Annotated in this window: 17 protein-coding genes; 7 read left to right on the forward strand and 10 right to left on the reverse strand. The window is 60.3% G+C overall.

Annotated elements, in window-relative coordinates:
• The 7 genes from ACP3TA_RS22335 to ACP3TA_RS22365 all read right to left on the reverse strand — a co-directional run bounded on the left by ACP3TA_RS22335 (position 1) and on the right by ACP3TA_RS22365 (position 7,415).
• Complete coding sequence (locus ACP3TA_RS22335) at positions 1 to 990, reverse strand: ABC transporter permease (RefSeq protein ID WP_122016217.1); 990 nt, start codon at positions 988 to 990, stop codon at positions 1 to 3.
• Positions 987 to 2,477, reverse strand: coding sequence for an ATP-binding cassette domain-containing protein (locus ACP3TA_RS22340; protein WP_206196370.1), 1,491 nt, complete (start codon positions 2,475 to 2,477; stop codon positions 987 to 989). The genes ACP3TA_RS22335 and ACP3TA_RS22340 overlap by 4 nt, the downstream gene beginning before the upstream one ends.
• Positions 2,478 to 2,531: 54 nt before the next feature.
• Positions 2,532 to 3,449 carry an ABC transporter substrate-binding protein gene (locus ACP3TA_RS22345; RefSeq protein ID WP_016927010.1) on the reverse strand — a complete coding sequence of 306 codons (918 nt, stop codon included), beginning with the start codon at positions 3,447 to 3,449 and terminating at the stop codon, positions 2,532 to 2,534.
• 136 nt (positions 3,450 to 3,585) lie between these two features.
• Entirely contained in the window at positions 3,586 to 4,653 is a 1,068-nt protein-coding gene (locus ACP3TA_RS22350; protein WP_069100301.1) for a zinc-binding dehydrogenase, read from the reverse strand.
• A gap of 354 nt (positions 4,654 to 5,007) precedes the next feature.
• Entirely contained in the window at positions 5,008 to 5,325 is a 318-nt protein-coding gene (tmaR, locus tag ACP3TA_RS22355) for a PTS system regulator TmaR (protein ID WP_004935612.1), read from the reverse strand.
• Positions 5,326 to 5,485: 160 nt separating this feature from the next.
• Positions 5,486 to 6,553 carry an FUSC family protein gene (locus ACP3TA_RS22360; RefSeq protein ID WP_033643781.1) on the reverse strand — a complete coding sequence of 356 codons (1,068 nt, stop codon included), beginning with the start codon at positions 6,551 to 6,553 and terminating at the stop codon, positions 5,486 to 5,488.
• A 94-nt stretch (positions 6,554 to 6,647) separates the two neighbouring features.
• On the reverse strand, positions 6,648 to 7,415 hold the full coding sequence (locus tag ACP3TA_RS22365; protein WP_072627327.1) for an N-acetylmuramoyl-L-alanine amidase: 768 nt from the start codon (positions 7,413 to 7,415) through the stop codon (positions 6,648 to 6,650).
• A gap of 176 nt (positions 7,416 to 7,591) precedes the next feature.
• Between ACP3TA_RS22365 and ACP3TA_RS22370 the strand changes: the two genes are divergently transcribed.
• On the forward strand, positions 7,592 to 8,338 hold the full coding sequence (locus ACP3TA_RS22370) for a LexA family transcriptional regulator (protein ID WP_206196369.1): 747 nt from the start codon (positions 7,592 to 7,594) through the stop codon (positions 8,336 to 8,338).
• Positions 8,339 to 8,374: 36 nt separating this feature from the next.
• Here the strand turns inward: ACP3TA_RS22370 and ACP3TA_RS22375 are convergent, their stop codons facing one another.
• On the reverse strand, positions 8,375 to 9,484 hold the full coding sequence (locus tag ACP3TA_RS22375) for an SDR family oxidoreductase (protein WP_033644325.1): 1,110 nt from the start codon (positions 9,482 to 9,484) through the stop codon (positions 8,375 to 8,377).
• A gap of 258 nt (positions 9,485 to 9,742) precedes the next feature.
• Between ACP3TA_RS22375 and ACP3TA_RS22380 the strand changes: the two genes are divergently transcribed.
• The 3 genes from ACP3TA_RS22380 (at position 9,743) to sbcB (ending at position 11,710) form a co-directional block, all read left to right on the forward strand.
• A complete protein-coding gene (locus tag ACP3TA_RS22380) occupies positions 9,743 to 9,949 on the forward strand; it encodes a hypothetical protein (protein ID WP_046896373.1) in 207 nt (68 codons plus the stop codon).
• A gap of 54 nt (positions 9,950 to 10,003) precedes the next feature.
• Positions 10,004 to 10,192, forward strand: coding sequence for a DNA polymerase III subunit theta (locus ACP3TA_RS22385; protein WP_033643787.1), 189 nt, complete (start codon positions 10,004 to 10,006; stop codon positions 10,190 to 10,192).
• A gap of 90 nt (positions 10,193 to 10,282) precedes the next feature.
• Complete coding sequence (sbcB, locus tag ACP3TA_RS22390) at positions 10,283 to 11,710, forward strand: exodeoxyribonuclease I (RefSeq protein WP_033643788.1); 1,428 nt, start codon at positions 10,283 to 10,285, stop codon at positions 11,708 to 11,710.
• A 70-nt stretch (positions 11,711 to 11,780) separates the two neighbouring features.
• Here sbcB and ACP3TA_RS22395 read toward each other — a convergent pair whose 3' ends face one another.
• Positions 11,781 to 13,148, reverse strand: coding sequence for an APC family permease (locus ACP3TA_RS22395; protein ID WP_025303526.1), 1,368 nt, complete (start codon positions 13,146 to 13,148; stop codon positions 11,781 to 11,783).
• A 535-nt stretch (positions 13,149 to 13,683) separates the two neighbouring features.
• Entirely contained in the window at positions 13,684 to 15,102 is a 1,419-nt protein-coding gene (locus ACP3TA_RS22400; protein ID WP_033643789.1) for a glutamine synthetase family protein, read from the reverse strand.
• Between the two features lie 394 nt (positions 15,103 to 15,496).
• Here ACP3TA_RS22400 and puuR point away from each other — a divergent pair, with 394 nt between their 5' ends.
• The 3 genes from puuR (at position 15,497) to ACP3TA_RS22415 (ending at position 18,712) form a co-directional block, all read left to right on the forward strand.
• The gene (gene puuR, locus ACP3TA_RS22405) at positions 15,497 to 16,054 is read left to right on the forward strand and encodes an HTH-type transcriptional regulator PuuR (RefSeq protein ID WP_016927000.1); all 558 of its coding nucleotides are present in this window, start codon (positions 15,497 to 15,499) and stop codon (positions 16,052 to 16,054) included.
• A 154-nt stretch (positions 16,055 to 16,208) separates the two neighbouring features.
• A complete protein-coding gene (locus tag ACP3TA_RS22410; protein WP_047025339.1) occupies positions 16,209 to 17,720 on the forward strand; it encodes a sugar ABC transporter ATP-binding protein in 1,512 nt (503 codons plus the stop codon).
• A complete protein-coding gene (locus tag ACP3TA_RS22415) occupies positions 17,717 to 18,712 on the forward strand; it encodes an ABC transporter permease (RefSeq protein WP_046687512.1) in 996 nt (331 codons plus the stop codon). The genes ACP3TA_RS22410 and ACP3TA_RS22415 overlap by 4 nt, the downstream gene beginning before the upstream one ends.
• The last annotated feature ends 129 nt before the right edge of the window (positions 18,713 to 18,841 follow it).

Genomic DNA, 18,841 nt, shown 5'->3' on the forward strand with positions numbered 1-18,841 from the left:
CTATTTGCGCCGCACGGAGCTGAGGTAGATGGCGGCCAGGATGATGCCGCCCTTCACCACGTTCTGGATATACGGCGACACGTTCATCAGATTGAGGCCGTTGTTGAGCACCCCGAGCATCATCGCCCCCACCAGCGTGCCGACGATGGCGCCGCGCCCGCCGGAGATCGCCGCCCCGCCCAGCACCACCGCGGCGATGGCGTCCAGCTCGAAGCCTTCGCCGGCGTTGGGCTGCCCGCTCATCAGGCGCGAGGTCAGCACCAGCCCGGCCAGCGCGGCGGTCAGGCCGCTGATCACGTACACCAGCATCTTGTAGCGCGGCACGCGGATGCCGCTCAGGCGCGCCGCCTCTTCGTTGCCGCCCATCGCGTAGACGTAGCGGCCGAACGGCAGCTGGTTGAGCATCAGCCAGGCCAGCACGTACACGCCGAGCATGATCAGGATCGGCACCTGGATGCCCAGCAGCGTGCCGCGGCCAAAGAAGGAGAAGACGTCGGGCAGGCCGGAGATCGGGTAGCCGCCGGTATAGAGCAGCGCCAGGCCGCGGGCGATGCCCATCGACGCCAGGGTGACGATGATCGGCGGCATGCGCAGGTAGGCAATGCAGGCGCCATTGGCCAGGCCGAACAGCGCGCCAACCGCCAGCGCCGCCACCATCGCCAGCGGGATGGGCACCGCCGCCAGCATCAGCCCGGCGGCGACCGAACCGGCCAGCGCCATCACCGGCCCCACCGAGAGATCGATGCCGCCGGTCAGGATGGCGCAGGTCATGCCCACCGCGATGATGGCGTTGATAGACACCTGGCGCGCCACGTTGGTCAGGTTGTTGACGCTGAGGAAGCTGTCGTTCAGCAGGCTCATCAGCACGAACAGGACAACGAAGCCGATAAACGGCAAGACCGCAGGGTGATGCAGCAGTTTTTCCCAGCGCTTGCCGAGGCTGGGGCCGGCGGCGCGGCGCGCCACGGCGGGTTGTTCAATTCCGATCATAAGGCACTCCCGGTCGCGTGAAGCATGATGTGGTTGGATTCGATGTCGTCGCCGGTCAGCTCGGCGACGATGTGGCCGCCGCGAAACACCAGCACGCGGTCGCACACGCCGATGATCTCCGGCAGTTCGGAAGAAATCATGATGATGGAGATGCCCTGCTGGGTCAGTTGCTGCATCAGCTGGTAGATCTCGGCCTTGGCGCCCACGTCGATGCCGCGCGTCGGCTCGTCGAAGATCAGGATGTTGCAGTCATTGTTAAGCCAGCGGGCGATCACCACCTTCTGCTGGTTGCCGCCGCTCAGGGTGCTGACGGCGGTCTCGGCGTCCGGGGTTTTCACCCCCACGGCGCGGATCAGCCGCTGCACCACGTCGCGATCCTTGCGGGCGCTGACGAAGATCTTGCCGCGCCGGTGGTGCCGGTTGAGGGTGATGTTCTGCGCCACCGAAAACGGCAGCACCAGGCCCTCGGTTTTGCGGCTCTCCGGCAGCAGGCCGATGCCCTGCGCCAGCGCCTGCGCCGGGGAGCGCAGCGCCGCCGGTTGGCCGCCGAGGCGGACGCGTTTCCGGTGGCAGCGGCTGGCGCCGATCAGCGCCGAGACGGTCTCGGTGCGCCCGGAGCCCACCAGCCCGGCGAAGCCGAGGATCTCGCCCTTGTGCAGGTGGAAGCGGTCGGTCGCGCCGTGCTTCTCGCGCTGGATCTCCGCCTCCAGCAGCACCGTCGCGGTATCGACCGGGTGCTGTTTCACCGGGAAGGCGTTCTCGATTTTGCGCCCGACCATCAGCCGCACCAGCTCTTCCACGTTGGTGTCGCCGGTCGCCAGCGTTTCGATGTAGGCGCCGTCGCGCAGCACGGTGATGCGATCGCAAATGGTGAAGATCTCGTCCAGGTGGTGCGAGATAAACACCATGCCGACGCCCAGCAGCCGCAGATCGTTCATCACGCTGAACAGGTGTTCAGCCTCGCCCGGCGTCAGCGTGGCGGTCGGTTCATCCAGCACCAGCACCCGCGCCTCCAGCGACAGCGCCTTGGCGATCTCAACGAACTGCTGCTGCGCCACGCTCAGCTGCTCCACCGGGCAATCGAGATCGATAGCCACCGTCAGCCGCTTGAAGATCGCCTCGGCCTTGCGCCGCATCGCCCGCCGATCCAGCAGGCCCCAGCGGTTCCTGATCTCCCGGTTGAGGAAGATGTTGTCGATGGCGCTCATGTACGGAATCAACGAGAATTCCTGAAAAATAATGCCGACGCCGGCCTCGATCGCCTGGCGATAGTTGTTAAAGCGGCTCTGCTCGCCGTCGATAAAAATATCGCCCTCGTCCGGCTGATAGATGCCGCACATGATTTTCACCAGCGTCGATTTGCCGGCGCCGTTTTCGCCCAGCAGGGCGTGCACCTCGCCGCGTTGAATGACCAGATCGATGCCGTCCAGCGCCTTCACGCCGGGAAAGCTTTTCTTGATTCGCTTCAGTTCCAGTAAAGGTGTCACCGCATTGCCCTCCGCGCCGAACACCCCGCCGCAGCGGGGCGAACCCGGCCGCTGTTACCAGCTAAAGCCGGCCGCATTGCTGCGGTCGATCAGCTTCACTTTGACCGGCACGGTTTTCGGCACCGTGGCGCCCCAGTAGCGGGCCAGCGCAATGCCGAGCGCGATGCGCAGCTGGTCGCGCGGGAACTGCGCCGAAGTGGCGATGAACGGCGAGTTCGGCTTGAGGATCTCTTTGATGGCTTCCGGCTGGCCGTCGACGCTCACCAGCTTGACCTTGGCGCCGTTGCTTTCGATCGCCGCCAGGGCGCCGAGCGCGCCGACGTCGTTGACACTGAAGATGCCCGCCAGATCCGGCGCCGACTGCAGCATGTTTTCGGTCACGGTCAGCGCGGTGTCACGTTCCTGCTTGCCGTTTTGCTTGGTGACGATCTTGATGTCGGGGTATTTTTTCATCGCCGCTTCAAAGCCGCGCACGCGCTCCAGGATCGGCACCACCGGGATACCGTCGAGGATCGCCACCTTGCCTTTGCCGCCCAGCGCTTTCGCCAGGTATTCGCCCGCCTGGAAGCCGGCGTCGTAGTTTTCCGAGCCGACGAATGAATCCAGCGGCCCTTCCGCCTGGGCGTCGATCGCCACCACCACCGCGCCGGCCTTATGGGCGGAGATCACCGCCGACTGCACCCCCACCGAATCGGTCGGGTTGATCAGCAGGATATCCACCTTCTTCTGCAGCATGTCCTCCACGTCGCCGATCTGTTTGGCGACGTCATGGCGCGCATCGGCCACGTACACCTTGGCACCGATATCCGCCGCCGCCTGATCCAGTGCCTGCTTCATGGTGACGAAGTAGTCGTTGTTCATTTCCTGGAACGACATACCGATCGTGATTTGCTTGGCCAGCGCCACCTGGCTGGCCGCCAACATTCCACCGGCGACGATAAAAGGCAGGGTCTTTTTGAATAATGAAAACATAGCCAATTCTCCTGTAGGGAAGCTTCTTGTTGTGGTTATCAGAGCAACAGCATGTCTTTACGTTTGGCCGACCGGCCGGCCCCTCCGTTGCGAACGGGCCGGCGGTCGTGACTGCAACAGCGGTACGGCGGGAGAGTCAGGGAACCAGGATCACCTTGATGGAGTCGGTCGAGTCCGCCAGGGCGAAGGCTTCGTCCCAGTCGTTCAATGAATAGCTGTGGGTGACCACGCCGTTGGAAGTCACCAGCCCGCGCTCGAACAGATCGATGGCGATTTCGTAGCTGTAGGGCGCCAGGTGCGCGCCGCGAATGTCCAGCTCTTTGCGATCGCCGATGATGGACCAGTCGACGGTGGTTTCCTTGCCGAACACGCTGAACTCCACGAAGCGGCCCAGCTTGCGGATCATCTGCAGCCCCTGGGTGACACCGATCGGCGCGCCGGTGGCCTCAATGTAGACGTCGCAGCCATAGCCGCCGGTCAGCGATTTGACGATCTGGTCGGCGTCTTCCTTCAGCGGGTTGATCACCACGTCGGCGCCGAATTCCTTCGCCAGCGTCAGCCGCTCGTCGATGGCGTCGATAACGATCAGTTTCTTTGGCGTCTTCAGGCGCGCCACCTGCACCATGCACAACCCGAGCGGCCCGGCGCCGGCCAACACCACTACGTCGTCCAGCTGGATGTCGCCGCGCGCCACGGTGTGGATGGCGCAGGCCATCGGTTCGATCAGTACCGCGTCTTCATGGCTCAGGCTTTCCGGGATCTTGTGGACGATGGCGTTTTCGGAAAAGCGCATGTACTCCGCCATGCCGCCCTCCGCCACGTCTTTTTGGAAACCGTAAATGTTATGCGTCTCACACATCCAGTAGCTGCCGGATTTGCAGTAGCGGCACTCCCAGCACGGCACGATCTGCTCGGCGATCACCCGCTCGCCGATCCGGTATTTGCCTTCCGCGCCCTCGCCCAGCGCGGCGATGCGGCCGTAGAACTCGTGGCCCGGCACCACCGGCGGTTTAACCCACGGGTTCTCCCCCCAAAACATCTGCGCGCCGTTCTTGCATTTGCAGTCGCCGGCGCAGATGCCGCAGCCTTCCACCTTGATCACCAGCTCGCGCGCCTTCGGCAGCGGCGTAGGCACCTGTTCGAAACGATAATCCTGCGGGCCATGGCAAACGACCGCGCGCATTTTTTCCGGCAACTGGCTCATCTCTTCCTCCAATACATTCGTTAAACGCTTGAATCTTATTAATGTTGACGTTGTCATTTTTATTCAACAAAAAATGAGTAACGACACAACATGTTAAATTTCAATGAATTAATCATCACACATCCCGAAAACTCAAAATGACAACGTGAACATTGATCGACATATAACCAAAGCTGCAAAAAGAATTGTTTGAGCAAAATCACAGTTCGTTAACATTGCGGCTAAAAATGCTACAAATGCGGATCGCGATCCCATTTACAGGATCGGTGAGGATCGGGAGATGATCGAAACGGCGGGAAGAAGATGATTGGCAGGAATGCGGGCCAGGCATCGCGCCCGGCCCGATAAAGCGGGTTACTTCACTTCGCCCATCGCTTTCAGCTTTTTGGACAGCTCGCGGCGCTCTTTGGACAGATCGGCATTTTTGATGATGTAGTCATCAACGCGATCTTCGTAGTCGCTGCGCATGTTGGCGATGATACCCTGAATGTCTTCAATGCTCATGCCGGGCTTGATGTACTCACTCAGGTTGTCGAGCAGCAGCACGCGCTTCTGGTTATCACGAATTTTCTTTTCGTTGTCGACGATCTCGCGTTGCAGTTTGTTTTTGCGGCGGAACATACGCACAAACTCCAGCACGTCCTGGAAACTCGGCTTATTTGCATTATCCATCTTTATACCCTTGCTTTAGTAATACACAGATTCATTTGCTTACGGCCACATGGCACCAAGATACAGGTTTGTGGCGGTCCGGCACAACAGTGATTGGCTTATCTTACCCACTTTGCCCCGGCGGCCAAAACCCAAAGCGCCGCCTTCATGATCTGACCCCTTATTCGCGCCCGGCGGCGGTGCAAACCTGGAGCAAATCCCCCAACTCTTCCAACTGCTGCGCCAGCTCCATGCTGAGCCAAACGTAGCCGTAAATCGGCGCTTCGCCGTGTTGGCCGACGCTGACTTCCTGCATCAGCGTTTTCAGCTCGCCGGCGATTTCCGCCAGCTGCCCCGCCGCCGCCTGGCGCTGCGCCTGCGGCCCTTCGCGCATCAGCACCGCCAGCGACTCCAGCGAGCTCAGCGTCAGCAGTTGGGTGCTGCGCAGCGTGCGGGCGTTCAGCATGATGAAGTGCGTTTCGCGCGAGGCCCAGTAAGCATCGGCCATCAGCTCCAGCGTGCACACCAGATTGCGGCTGAGGGTTTGCACCGCTTCGAACACCGCTTTGGGGATGCGAGTTTCCTTGCTGGCGGGCACGATCAGGCTGCGCAGCTTCACCACCTGATTCAACAGATCCTTGAGCTGCGGCTCCAGCCGCGGCCGCTCGATAACGTTCGGCGAAAAATACGCGCCGTAGAGGCGGGCGGCGGTTTGCAGGCAGTCCGCCATTTGCATGCGCCACAGAATGTAGGCGCGCTGCGGGTAGATGCTGGTGAACAGCAGCGCCAACAGCGAGCCGAAGATCACGTCGCCGCTGCGCCACAGCGCGGTGTGCATGTCGCCGGCGCCCGCGCCGCACACTACCGCCAGCGTGATCCCCACCAGCAGCGCCATATACGGCCGTTTGCCGAGCGTCAGGTAACCGCAGACGAACATCACCACGCCGCACCAAACCAGCATCAGCGGCAGCGAATAGAGCTCCAGATACAGGGCGATCAGGCCGGAGGCGGCGCCGAACACCGTGCCGGCAATGCGTTGCAGCGCCCGCTGCAGCACGTTGCCCCAAAACGAGATCGGCCCCATCACCACCACCAGGGTGATCAGCGGCCAGGTGCCTTCGGGCACCGCCAGCAGGCGGATCAGCAGAAAGGTCAGGATAAACGCCAGCCCGATGCGCACGCCGTGAACGATGCGGTAGTGGCGATAGGTCAGCAGTTCAAGGGAAGAGATTTTTCGATCGAGGCGCACAGTGCCTCCGATAAAGACCAGCCAGGCCGCTATTTTAGCGGAGGAAGCCCGGCGAGGAAAAGGCGAATGAGGCGTCCCCCATTCACCTTCAGGCTCAGGCGACGTACTTGTCGACCAGCGCGCGCAGAACGGCGGCGGTTTCAACATCCATCACGCCGTCATACTTCTGCTGACGGAAGTGCAGCTGGAACGCGCGCACCAGCTGGCGATAGCCTTCTGCGGTGTTCGCCGCCGAGGTGTCGTAGCCGTATTGGGCGAACAGTTTCAGCAGATCGGCCTGCGCCGGCAGGCCCTGGCTGCAGTATTCCTGCTGGCGCTGCTGCTTGGTCGATTCGTCATACCAGGCGCCGACGCCGGCCTGATACAGCTGCTGCCACGGGAACTGCGGGCCCGGATCGCTCTTGCGGCCCGGTGCGATGTCGGAGTGCGCCACCACGTTCACCGGCGAGATGTCCGGATAACGCTGCAGGATATTCTGCGCCAGCTGGGTGACGGCCTCGATCTGCTGCGGATTGAACGGCGGGAAGGTGATGTTTCCACCGTCGCCGCTCGCCAGGTTGACGATCTCGATACCGATCGAGGTGTCGTTGATATTGCTGCGGGTGCCCCATTGGCTGCTGCCGGCATGCCAGGCGCGCTCATTCTCGTCCACCAGGTTGAAGATGCGCACGCCGCTGAAGCCGGCCGCCTGATAGGTCGCCTCGGTCGGATCCGGCACCAGATAGTGCGCGCTGACCGATTTTCCGGTCAACGACTTCACCGAGTCGGCGAAGTTTTGCGCCGTGTAGTGCAGCACCAGAAAGCGCACGCGGTGGCCGAAGCTGGCGACCGATCGGTAGCTATTGTAATCAATCTTGTACATCGTAAAGTCCCTCTCTCGTTTGATTTCACTGAGCGGCCCCTCATCATGACAGACCGCCCCGCACGGGTGAACCCTTGGCCCACCCTTTTTGTTTTAGCTAATTGCTAAATCATGCGCAAGTCTTTTTTAGCAAAATCGTTATTTACCTTTTTGCTAAAGAGTGCGATCATTGCACGATGGAAACTAAAGAAATCAGGCGCAACAATCTGCGCGAATTGATGGCCCGCTACGCCCGGCAAGGCATCAACCAGAATGAATTCGCCACGCTGGTTGAGTCTTCCGCGCCGACGCTGAGCCAAATCATCGGGGAGAAATCCTCCCGCAATCTTGGCGACAATCTGGCCAGGCGGATCGAGGCCAAGCTGAATTTGCCCAAGGGCTGGTTCGACGTGTTTCATGAAAAGCAGCTGGTGCGCCCGTTTGACAACGTGGCGGCGGAGTCGGACTTCCAACCCGCCCGCTTGAAACCGGTGGTATGGGAAGATACCGAACAAGACAAGGAAGAGTTTGTGGAGATCCCGCTGCTGGATATCGATTTTTCCGCCGGCGACGGCTGCTACGAAATCGTCGATCGCGAGGAGTTTTCGCTGATCTTTCGCCGTTACTATCTGCACAAGATGGGGGTGGCGGTCAACGCCGCGCGCATTATCCGCATCTCCGGCTCCAGCATGGAACCGCGCCTGCAGGACGGCGACGTGGTCGGCATCAACACCGACGACACGCGCATCCGCGAGGGCAAGACCTACGCCATCCGCCACGGCAATTTGCTGCGGGTGAAGGTGCTTATCGAGCAGCCGGACGGCGGCGTCATCATCCGCTCCCTCAACCGGGAAGAGTACCAGGACGAGCATCTCAGCTATCAGCAGCGCAAAGAGCAACTGGTGGTGCTCGGCCGCGTCTTCTGGTCATCTTCGTCCTGGTAACGGACCACAGCGTCGGGCACCCAGGGCGCCCGGCGGTTATTTGAAGTCCACCACCATCTGTTGCTGAATGGACAACCCGCGGGTCGACTGCACGCAGCCGGCGATGTAGTCGGTGAAGCGCGGCGGTTTCGGCATGCCCAGCTTGAGGATTTTCTCGTTGCTGAAACGCACGTTGAGCATGGCGAACGATCCGTACAGGCGCATCGCTTTGAGCATCAGCCGCTCGTTGCACGGGCCGAAAATGTCTTTCAGCTGACGGCGCATTTTCACCAGCGCGTCATACGTCACCTGCGCATACTCATCGCCCACCGGCGCCTTTTCCAGCGCCGCCGCCATGGCGCGGTCGATTTCGGCAAAGCTGACGCTGCTCTCCTCACCGGCGGAGATATGATAAACGTCGTTCTCGAGCGTTTCGCTGTTCATTAACATCACCAACGCATCCGCACAGTAGTCCGCCGGGATCACATCGATATTGTCCTGCAGCGAACACATGAACTTGCGCAGCATCAGCGCCATGCCGAACACCCAGAAAATGCTGCTGGAAGGCTGGCAGCCCAAGCGAGTGTGGCCAACGACGATCGACGGACGGGCGATGGTCAGCGGCATGTGCGGGCAGCGCTGGCGCATCAGCTGTTCGATGGTGGATTTGGAACGCGTATATTCCACCAGGTGCTCGGCGTCTTCCTCAAACTCGCCGCTCTCCGACACCAGCGAACCCGGCTCCGGCGAACAGGACATGGCGGTACCGACGTGCAGGAAGCGTTTTAATCCCGGCACCTGCGCCATTCTTTCGGCAAAGGCCAGTGTGCCTTCTACGTTTACCTTCCAAATGAGCGGGTTATTACCGAAAGAAGCAACGGCCGCGCAGTTAATAACGTGCGTGACTTTGTTAATGCGTGCGTCAGTTAAAAAGTCGGCCGGCTCGGAAAGGTCGCCCAACAATATATTTTCTATCGTAATTTTAGACAGCAGATTCGCGTCGATATTAAATTTTTCCATATTCGCGCGAATACGGGCCAGCCCTTGCTGCGCATCGTCGGCGCGCACCAGCAAAAGATAATTAATGGACTGATTTTCAATCAATAATTTTTCAAGAACCGCACCACCGAGAAAGCCGGTAGCGCCGGTCAACAGCAGCGTTTTCATAATTGTCACCCACATTGGCATTGAATGTGGAAGATTGTATCTGCGGATAATTAAACAATTATTAAATAGAATTACGGCGCCCTTAAACACTTTTCTTAATATTATCTTAAGGAATCTTTTGAAACATCCATCATGGGTTTAGTAACAAAAGAGTCGGGACAAGATTACGATTAATCCCTGCTGTTTAAATACCATTGATGTAACCCCTGATTTAATTTAACGGTCAATGTTATTTCTCTTTTCGTCCGTGGAGGACTTATGACCTATAACCAAAAAATCTGGTTGGGGGTTTTGCTGCTATGCACCCTGTTTTGGGTGGCGGTGATCGGCGGCGCCTGTTCGCTGTATCAACGCGTGGATCGCTTCCAGGCACATCACGCAGAGAGCGAATTCGCCGCCCGCCACAGCCAGGCGCCTTGCGCGCAACCCGGCGCTCAGGCGTCGACTGCCCCCCGGAATGGGTAGGGACAATATCCGCTAACGATCCTATTATGCCCTAAGGTTAACAGGGAGATAACGATGGCTCGAAAGCTGGATAGCTTACCGCAGGCGCAACGCGAGAAAATAGAAACCGATTTGCTGGCCATCAGCGTGATCTACAACGAACGCTACGGCATCGCCTCCACTCAGGCGGAAACAGAACAACAGGTCCCCGACCACCTGCTCCCCTACTTTCATCAACGGCTGAATTATTATCGCCGTGCGTAATTGCGCGCATTTCGCTAACCGCCGCTTGGCATCGCTCCCCACGCCGTTACAATAGAGGCATATTGTATCCGCCACTGAAGAGACGCGATTTTGAGCAGCAAGGCAACGGCCACATTTTACATTCACGATTACGAGACCTTCGGCAAGAGCCCGTCGCTGGACCGCCCGGCGCAGTTCGCCGGCGTGCGCACCGATATGGATTTCAACATTATCGAAGAGCCGCTGGTCATCTACTGCGCCCCGGCCGACGATTACCTGCCGGAACCGGAGGCGGTGATGATCACCGGCATCACGCCGCAGGTGGCGCGCGCCAAAGGCGTTAACGAAGCCGAATTCACCCGCCAAATCCATCAGGCCTTCAGCGTGGCCGGCACCTGCATTCTCGGTTACAACAACATCCGCTTCGATGACGAAGTGAGCCGCAATATCTTCTATCGCAACTTCTACGATCCCTACGCCTACAGCTGGCAAAACGGCAACTCGCGCTGGGATCTGCTGGATGTGATGCGCGCCTGCTACGCTCTGCGCCCGGACGGCATCGTTTGGCCGGAAAACGAAGACGGTTTCCCCAGCTTCCGCCTGGAACACCTGACGCGCGCCAACGGCGTCGAGCACACGCAGGCTCACGACGCGATGTCGGACGTTTACGCCACCATCGCCATGGCCAAGCTGGTCAAGCAGGCGCAGCCGCGGCTGTTCGATTTCCTGTTGCAGCACCGCAATAAACACAAGCTGAACGCCCTGATCGACGTCGCCGACATGACGCCGCTGGTGCACGTCTCCGGCATGTTCGGCGCGGCGCGCGGCAATACCAGCTGGGTGTCGCCGCTGGCCTGGCACCCGGACAACAAGAATGCGGTGATCATGTGCGATCTGGCCGGCGACATGACGCCGCTGTTGACGTTGAGCGCCGAGCAGCTGCGTGAGCGGCTGTACACCCGCCGCGACGATCTGGCGCCGGATCAGGCGCCGGTGCCGATCAAGCTGGTGCACATCAACAAATGCCCGGTGCTGGCGCCGGCCAAAACCCTGCTGCCGGAGAACGCCGAGCGGCTGGGCATCGATCGTCAGGCGTGCCTGCAAAATCTGCAGCTGCTGAAACAGCATCCGGAAGTGCGCGAGAAAGTGGTCGCGCTGTTCGCCGAAGCCGAGCCGTTCAAAGGTTCCGAGGACGTCGACGCCCGCTTGTACGACGGTTTCTTCAGCGACGCCGACAAGGCGGCGATGAGGATTATCCAGCAGACCAAGCCGCAGAACCTGCCGGCGCTGGATCTGGCCTTCAGCGACGGCCGCATGAAAGAGCTGCTGTTCCGCTTCCGCGCGCGCAACTACCCGAATACGCTGGACGACGCCGAGCAGCGCCGCTGGCTGCAACATCGTCAGGAAGCCTTGAGCGCGGAGCGCGTGCAGAGCTATCTGCTGCAGCTCGAATCGCTGTATAACCTGCACGAAGGCGACAAAGAGAAAACCGCCCTGCTGAAAGCGCTGTTCGATTACGGCAAAGAGTTGGTGGGATAAAATCCGCCGCAGCAGAAAAGGAAAAGGCCGCGAAAGCGGCCTTTTTTGTGGCTGAGGAGACGGCTCGCGCTTAGGCGGCGTCTTCGCTCGCTTGCGGCACCGGCAGACGGAAGCTGCGGGTGACGAAGGCCAGGTAGATCAGGCCGATGGCAGCCCAAACCAGGCCCAGCGTCATCGAGCTGGCTTCCAGGTTGATCCACAGCGCGCCGACGGTCAGTGCGCCCATCACCGGCAGGATCAGGTAGTTGAACGTGTCCTTCACGGTGCGGTTCATCTTGTCGCGAATATAGAACTGCGAGATCACCGACAGGTTAACGAAGGTGAAGGCCACCAGCGCACCGAAGTTGATCAGCGCGGTCGCGGTCACCAGGTCAAACGACACCGCGGACAACGCGATGGCGCCTACCAGCAGCACGTTCAGCGCCGGGGTACGCCACTTCGGATGCACATAGCCGAAGAAGCGAGTCGGGAACACGCCGTCGCGGCCCATCACGTACATCAGACGCGAAACGCCCGCGTGCGCCGCCATGCCCGACGCCAATACCGTCACGCAGGAGAACACCAGGATCACCGACTGGAAGAACTTGCCCGCCACGTACAGCATGATTTCAGGCTGCGACGCGTCCGGATCCTTGAAGCGCGAAATGTCCGGGAAGTACAGCTGCACGAAGTAAGACACCACGATAAAGATGATGCCGCCGATCAGCGCCGTCAGGAAGATGGCTTTCGGGATCACTTTTTCCGCGTCTTTGGTCTCTTCGGACAGCGAGCTGATGCCGTCGAAGCCCAGGAACGAGAAGCACAGGATGGTCGCGCCGGTAATCATCGGCACCACGTGAGCGTTATCGGACCAGAACGGGCGGCTGCTGACCAGCGTACCAGCGCCTTCGCCGTGGTAAATGCCGTTGATCACCAGGCCGAGGAACACGATCATGATCGCCACCTGCACCACCACGATGATGGAGTTCAGGTTAGCCACCAGCTTGATGCCGCGCAGGTTGAAAATCGTCATCAAGCCGACCAGCACCGCCACGAAGATCCAGGACGGTACGCCCGGGAAGATCGCTTCCAGGTAAATCTTGGCCAGCAAAATGTTGATCATCGGCATGAACAGGTAGTCCAGCAGCGATGACCAGCCCACCATAAAGCCGACGTGCGGGCTGATGGCTTTCTGGGCGTAGGTGTAGGCGGAACCGGCGGAAGGGAACTTCTTCACCAGCTTGCCGTAGCTCAGGGCGGTAAACAGGATCGCCAGCAGAGCGAAGGCGTACGCGGTCGCGACGTGACCATCGGTCAGGCCGGATACGATGCCGAAGGTATCGAAAATGGTCATTGGCTGCAGGTAAGCCAAGCCCATCATCACTACCGGAACTAAAGTCAGGGTTTTACGCAGCTGAGTGCGCTGAGCCGGAGCGGCGTTGATGGTGTTATCGGACATTGTTCAGCCCCCCCTTACCTTGAGCCTTGCGGATGGCGGACACGCCAAGACTTAAGGTTGCGGGGAAACTTCGCAACGAGCGACTTAATTCTAAAAGAAGGGGGTTGTAAGCTGGATAACGGGTCGAGGTAACCTCGGCTGCTCCATAGTCGCTGCGGCCACAGCGGAAACCGGCGGGCACCGGCGCTAAAGTGAAAAATTGCCCCATCTTTCTAATCCTCATGAGTCACGACCATAAAGTTTTGTTTGATCGTGCACGAAACTATTTATCTATCCGGATCGGTGTCCGGCCTCGCTTGGTGTATGAAACGCTACGTTGGTAAAACATAATGCAAAAAAAATAACCGACGCTTTCAAAACGTCGGCTATCTGCATTTGAGATATTTTGCACCAGAATGCCTCCGAATGACAAGATCCGGAAACCCTCAAATACAAATTCTTTTTGTCGATCGCACGGAAAACCAGCCCGGCAGGCGAATTAATCCGCTGCCGGCAGGCCAGTCGCCCGCACATACCTCTTACTTTATACGCCTATTCAGGCATTTTTCAACATCCAGTCGATCTCGGTTTCCGTCACTCGCCGTTCAAACTGCAGCAGTTCGTCGGTCTTGCAGGCGTGATAAACGCGGGTGAAACGCTCGCCGAGATAGTGCGTCAGCGCGTGCTGATGTTCAAACTCGTACAGCGCGTCGCTCTGGCGGATCGGCAGCGGCAGCCCCTCTTGCTCCAGCCCGTTGCCGGTCACCGGCTCAGGCAGCGGCAGTAGGTTGTCCAGCCCGTACAGCATGCCGGCCAGGATCGCCGCCATCACCAGATACGGATTGGCGTCGGCGCCGGCCACGCGATACTCCACCCGATGGTTCTCCGGTTCGCCGCAGGGAATGCGCAGCGCCACGGTGCGGTTATTGTGGCCCCAGGCGGCCTGGATCGGCACATACATCCCCGGCTGGAAACGCCGATAGGCATTGACGTTCGGCGCCAACAGCGCCATCGACGCCGGCATCAGGGTGATCATCCCGGCCAGCGCCTGTTTCAAGAGCGGCGAATCCTCGCCTTCGCCGTCGGCGAACAGGTTGTTGCCCGCGCCATCCTGCATGCTGACGTGCACGTGCATGCCGCTGCCGGCGTAATCCTCATAGGGCTTGGCCATAAAGGTGGCGTGCATGCCGTGGTTCTCGGCCACCAGCCGCACCAGCCGCTTCAGCGCCAGCGCGTGGTCGCAGGCCTGCAAGATATCGTCGGTATGGCGCAGGTTGACCTCGAACTGCCCCGGCGAGGCCTCCGCCACCGCGCCGTCCGCCGGCAGCCCCTGCAGCTTCGCCAGCGCGTCGATATCGTTCAGCACCTCGGCGAAATGGTTCAGGTTATCGACGGAGTACACCTGGCTTTGGGTGTTGCGCTCCTGCGTGCCGGGCGCACACGGCGGTTGCAAATCGCCTTCCGCGTCGCGCTGCCGATCGATGAGATAAAACTCCAGCTCTACCGCTGCCACCGGGAACAAGCCGCGCTGTCGCAGCGCCTGCCACACGCGGTTCAGCACATTGCGGGGTTCAACGTCAAAGGGAGTGCCATCTTCATCCAGCATGGTGAGCAGCACCTGGCCGATGTGCTGCGGATCGGCCGCCGACGGCGTCAGCGAACCGGGCACCGGCAGGCATACGCGATCCGGTTCGCCGAGTTCCTGCCCAAGGCCGGCCTCCTCCACCACGTTGCCGAGGATGTCCATAGCGAACACCGACGCGGGGAAGTAGCTGCCTTTTTCCAGTTTTTTCAACCCTGAGACGGGTATGCGTTTGCCGCGGAAGGAACCATTGAGATCGGTGAGAAGGATATCGATATACTGCGTGGCGGGATGGCGTTCCAAATAATGAGCGACCTCATTTTGGAACGCGCTACTTCGCCTCTCTTCATGATGCTGTGCAAAATGTTCAACTGCTGCGCTATTGGTTTGCATACGTCACCCGCCATTATGCTCTTAAGGCGCGTTGGCGCCCGTCCGCCGTTCGATTCAACACATGATTGGATTTCTCGCCAGGTCGCGCCGCTGCGGGCGCTCAAAATAACATCCACAACATGAAACATAGTCTTAACAGAATGGGTTTGCAAATGTTACAATCCTGTTTGATTATTCGCCACCGGCTGCTAAATTGATAAAATATTGACCGAAAAGGCCTTGCCGCCATTTTCACGTCAACTATTTTGTCCGCCGCGCCGACGGTGAGCATGGGCAATATATTTTCCAAACCTACCCTAACTACCGATATCATGCAGCATCGTTATCGACCAGGCAGGCGCCCGATACCGATCGTCATTTCAGCCTGTCGCCCTTACCAGAAGGAAGTACCGCTATGAGCGAAGCCAGCTTGGCACCGGGCAAACGCCTGTCGCAGATCCGCCAGCAATTGGGTTTGTCGCAGCGCCGGGTCGCCGAACTGTCCGGGTTAACCCACAGTGCGATCAGCACCATCGAACAGGACAAAGTCAGCCCGGCCATCAGCACGCTGCAAAAGTTGCTTAAGGTGTATGGCCTGTCGCTGTCGGAATTCTTTGCCGAACCGGAGGCCGTCGACGAGCCGCGCGTGGTGATCGACGCCGAGGATCTGATTGAGATCGGCAGCCAGGGGGTGTCGATGAAGCTGGTGCACAACGGCAGCCCGACGCGCAACCTGGCGATGATGCTGGAAACCTACCAGCCCGGCACCACCACCGGCGAAAAGATCAAGCATCAGGGCGAAGAGATAGGCACCCTGCTGGAGGGCGAGATCGTGCTGACCATCAACGGCCAGAGTTACTGCCTGACCGCCGGTCAGAGCTACGCCATCAACACCGGCATTCCGCACAGCTTCAGCAATACCTCGGCGCGCATCTGCCGCATCGTCAGCGCACACACCCCCACCACCTTCTGACCGTTTATCGCTCCGGCGCAGCCTGACGCGGGTTGCGCCCCTGTCCGCCCACGCTTTCATCGCCGTTATGCCATTTTGTTGGTTGCCAACGGCGCAATCTGTGTTACAACAGAGCAAAATAGCCATCTAAACATCTAAACGGCCTCACTACGCAATGTCAACCGCAACGCCTTCGCGCCTCGAGATGCGCAATATCTCGATCGCCTTCGCCGGCTTCAACGCGCTGCAGGACGTGGACTTCACGCTGCACGGCGGCTCAATCCACGCGCTGGTCGGCGCCAACGGCGCGGGCAAGTCGACGCTAATGGCGATCCTCTCCGGCGCCCACGATCACTACCGCGGCGAGATCCTGATCGACGGCCGGGCAGTGGAAATTCATTCCCCGCTGCAGGCGCGCCGCCACGGCATCCACGTGGTGCAACAAGAGGTCGACGTCGCGCTGATCCCCACGCTGTCGGTGGCGGAAAACATCATGCTGGACTGGCTGAACGAACCGGGCCACTGGCTGAACTGGGCGGAACTGCACCGCCGCGCCGCACAGCTGCTGCAGCAATGGGCGCTGCCGCTCAACCCGCGCAGACGCCTGGCGGACTGCACGCTGGCGGAAAAACAGCAGGTGCTGCTGGCGCGCGCGCTGTCGCACCGCTGCCGTTTTCTGGTGCTCGATGAACCGACCGCGCCGCTCGATCGCGCCGAGAGCGAGCGCCTGTTCAACGTGGTGCGCCGCCTGCAATCCGAAGGCATCGGCATCGTGTTCATTTCTCACCGCATCCACGAACTGAGCGACATTTGCGATCGGCTGACGGTGCTGCGCGACGGCCGCCGCGTCAGCGAAGACGCCATGCGCGGCCTCGGCGGCGAACAGATCGTCGAGAAAATGCTCGGCCACCGGCTGGACGACATTTTCCCGCCGCCGCGCCCGCCGCACGCGGAGCGTACGCTGCTGCAGGTGGAGGGCTTGCGCGATCGCCATAAGCTGCGCGACGTTTCGCTGCGGCTGCATGAAGGCGAGATCCTCGGCATCGCCGGTCTGGCCGGGGCCGGGAAAAGCGAGCTGTGCAAGGCATTGTTCGGCGCCGGTGCCGCGCAGCTGGAACGCGGCGAACTGCGCGGGCAGCCCTGGGCGCCGCGTGCGCCGCATCTGTCGGTCGAACAGGGGCTGGCGCTGGTGCCGGAAGAACGCCGCAAAGAAGGCATTTTTATCGATGAGGCGATCCCGATGAACCTGAGCGTCAGCGCCGATGACAGCTTCTCGCGCTGGAGCCTGTTCAGCCGGCGGCAAGAGCTGCGCTGGGCGCGCGAGATCATGCAGCGTCTGAACATTCGCGCCTCCGGTCCGCAACAGCGGCTGGCGCGCCTGTCCGGCGGCAATCAGCAAAAAGTGGCGATCGGCAAGTGGCTGCGCGGCGACGCCGACGTGCTGATCTTCGATGAGCCGACCAAGGGCGTGGACATCAAGGCCAAACAGGAACTGTTCAGCCTAATCGACGGCCTGGCCCGCGCCGGCAAAGGCGTGATTTACGCCTCCGGCGAGTTCGCCGAGCTGGTTGGCCTGTGCGATCGCATCTGCGTGCTGTGGGATGGCCGCATCGTGGCGGAGCTGAACGCCGCCGATACCGACGAAGAAACCTTATTGCTCTATTCCACCGGAGGAACCCCTGCGTGAGTAAAGAATTTGCCTTGCGGCCTGCGCTGCCCTGGCGCCAACAGCTGTTTGATTTCCTCTACAAGTGGGGCATGCTGCTGACCGTCGCGGCGCTGGTCGCCCTGTTTGGCCTGGCGTCGGACAACTTTCTCGATGCCAACAACATCATCAATATCCTGCGTTCGATCGCCATCGTGACGGTGATCGCCATCGGCGTCTCTATCTCGCTGTCGGTCGGCGGTTTCGATCTGTCGGTCGGCTCGACCGCCTCGCTGGCCAACGCGCTGGTGATTTCCCTGTTCGTCTGGCACGGGTTCGGCACCGCCGGCGCCATCGTGGTGACGCTGTTGCTGTGCACGCTGGTCGGCCTGTTCAACGCCCTGCTGATCGTGGTGCTCAAAATCCCCGATATGCTGGCGACGCTGGCCAGCCTGTTCGTGATCCAGGGCGTGGCGATGACCTACAGCTACGGCGGCTCCATCACCCAAAACATGGTGCTGCCGAATGGCGACATGGCGGAAGGCCTGATCCCGGAAGTGTTTTCCGCCCTCGGCCAGGTGCCGGTGATCGTGCTGATCATGCTGGCGGTCACCGTGGCGGTACAGCTGTTCCTGTCGTTGACCAAGCACGGCCGCCGCATGTACGCCATCGGCGGCAACCCCGAGGCGGCACGCCTGTCGGGCATTCGCACCGTGCGTTACAGGGTTGCCGCTTACGTCATTTCTTCTTGGCTGGCGGCGCTTGGCGGCATCCTGCTGGCGTCACGTATCGGCTCTTCGCAGGTCAATGCCGGCGGTGGCTATCTGATGGATGCGGTGGCGGCGGCCTACATCGGCTTCTCGCTGGCCGGCGCCGGCAAACCCAATGCGCTCGGCACCCTGATCGGCGCGGTGATCCTCGGCGTGCTGCAAAACGGCCTGGTGATGCTGTCGGTGCCCTACTACGCCATGGACATTATCAAAGGCCTGGTGCTGGCGCTGGCGCTGGCCATCACCTATATCCAGAAACGCTGATCCTCTCCGGCGCACGTCTGCTGCGCCGCTTTTCCCTTTAATTCATCCGGTTACTCTTTCCCGCCAGAATAACAAGCATACAAATGATATGAATTATCATTAGCGTTTACATTCAGTAAAAAATCCTTA

Origin of the sequence: Serratia sp. 2C06, from assembly GCF_050037615.1 — a bacterium.
GTDB lineage: Bacteria > Pseudomonadota > Gammaproteobacteria > Enterobacterales > Enterobacteriaceae > Serratia > Serratia ureilytica.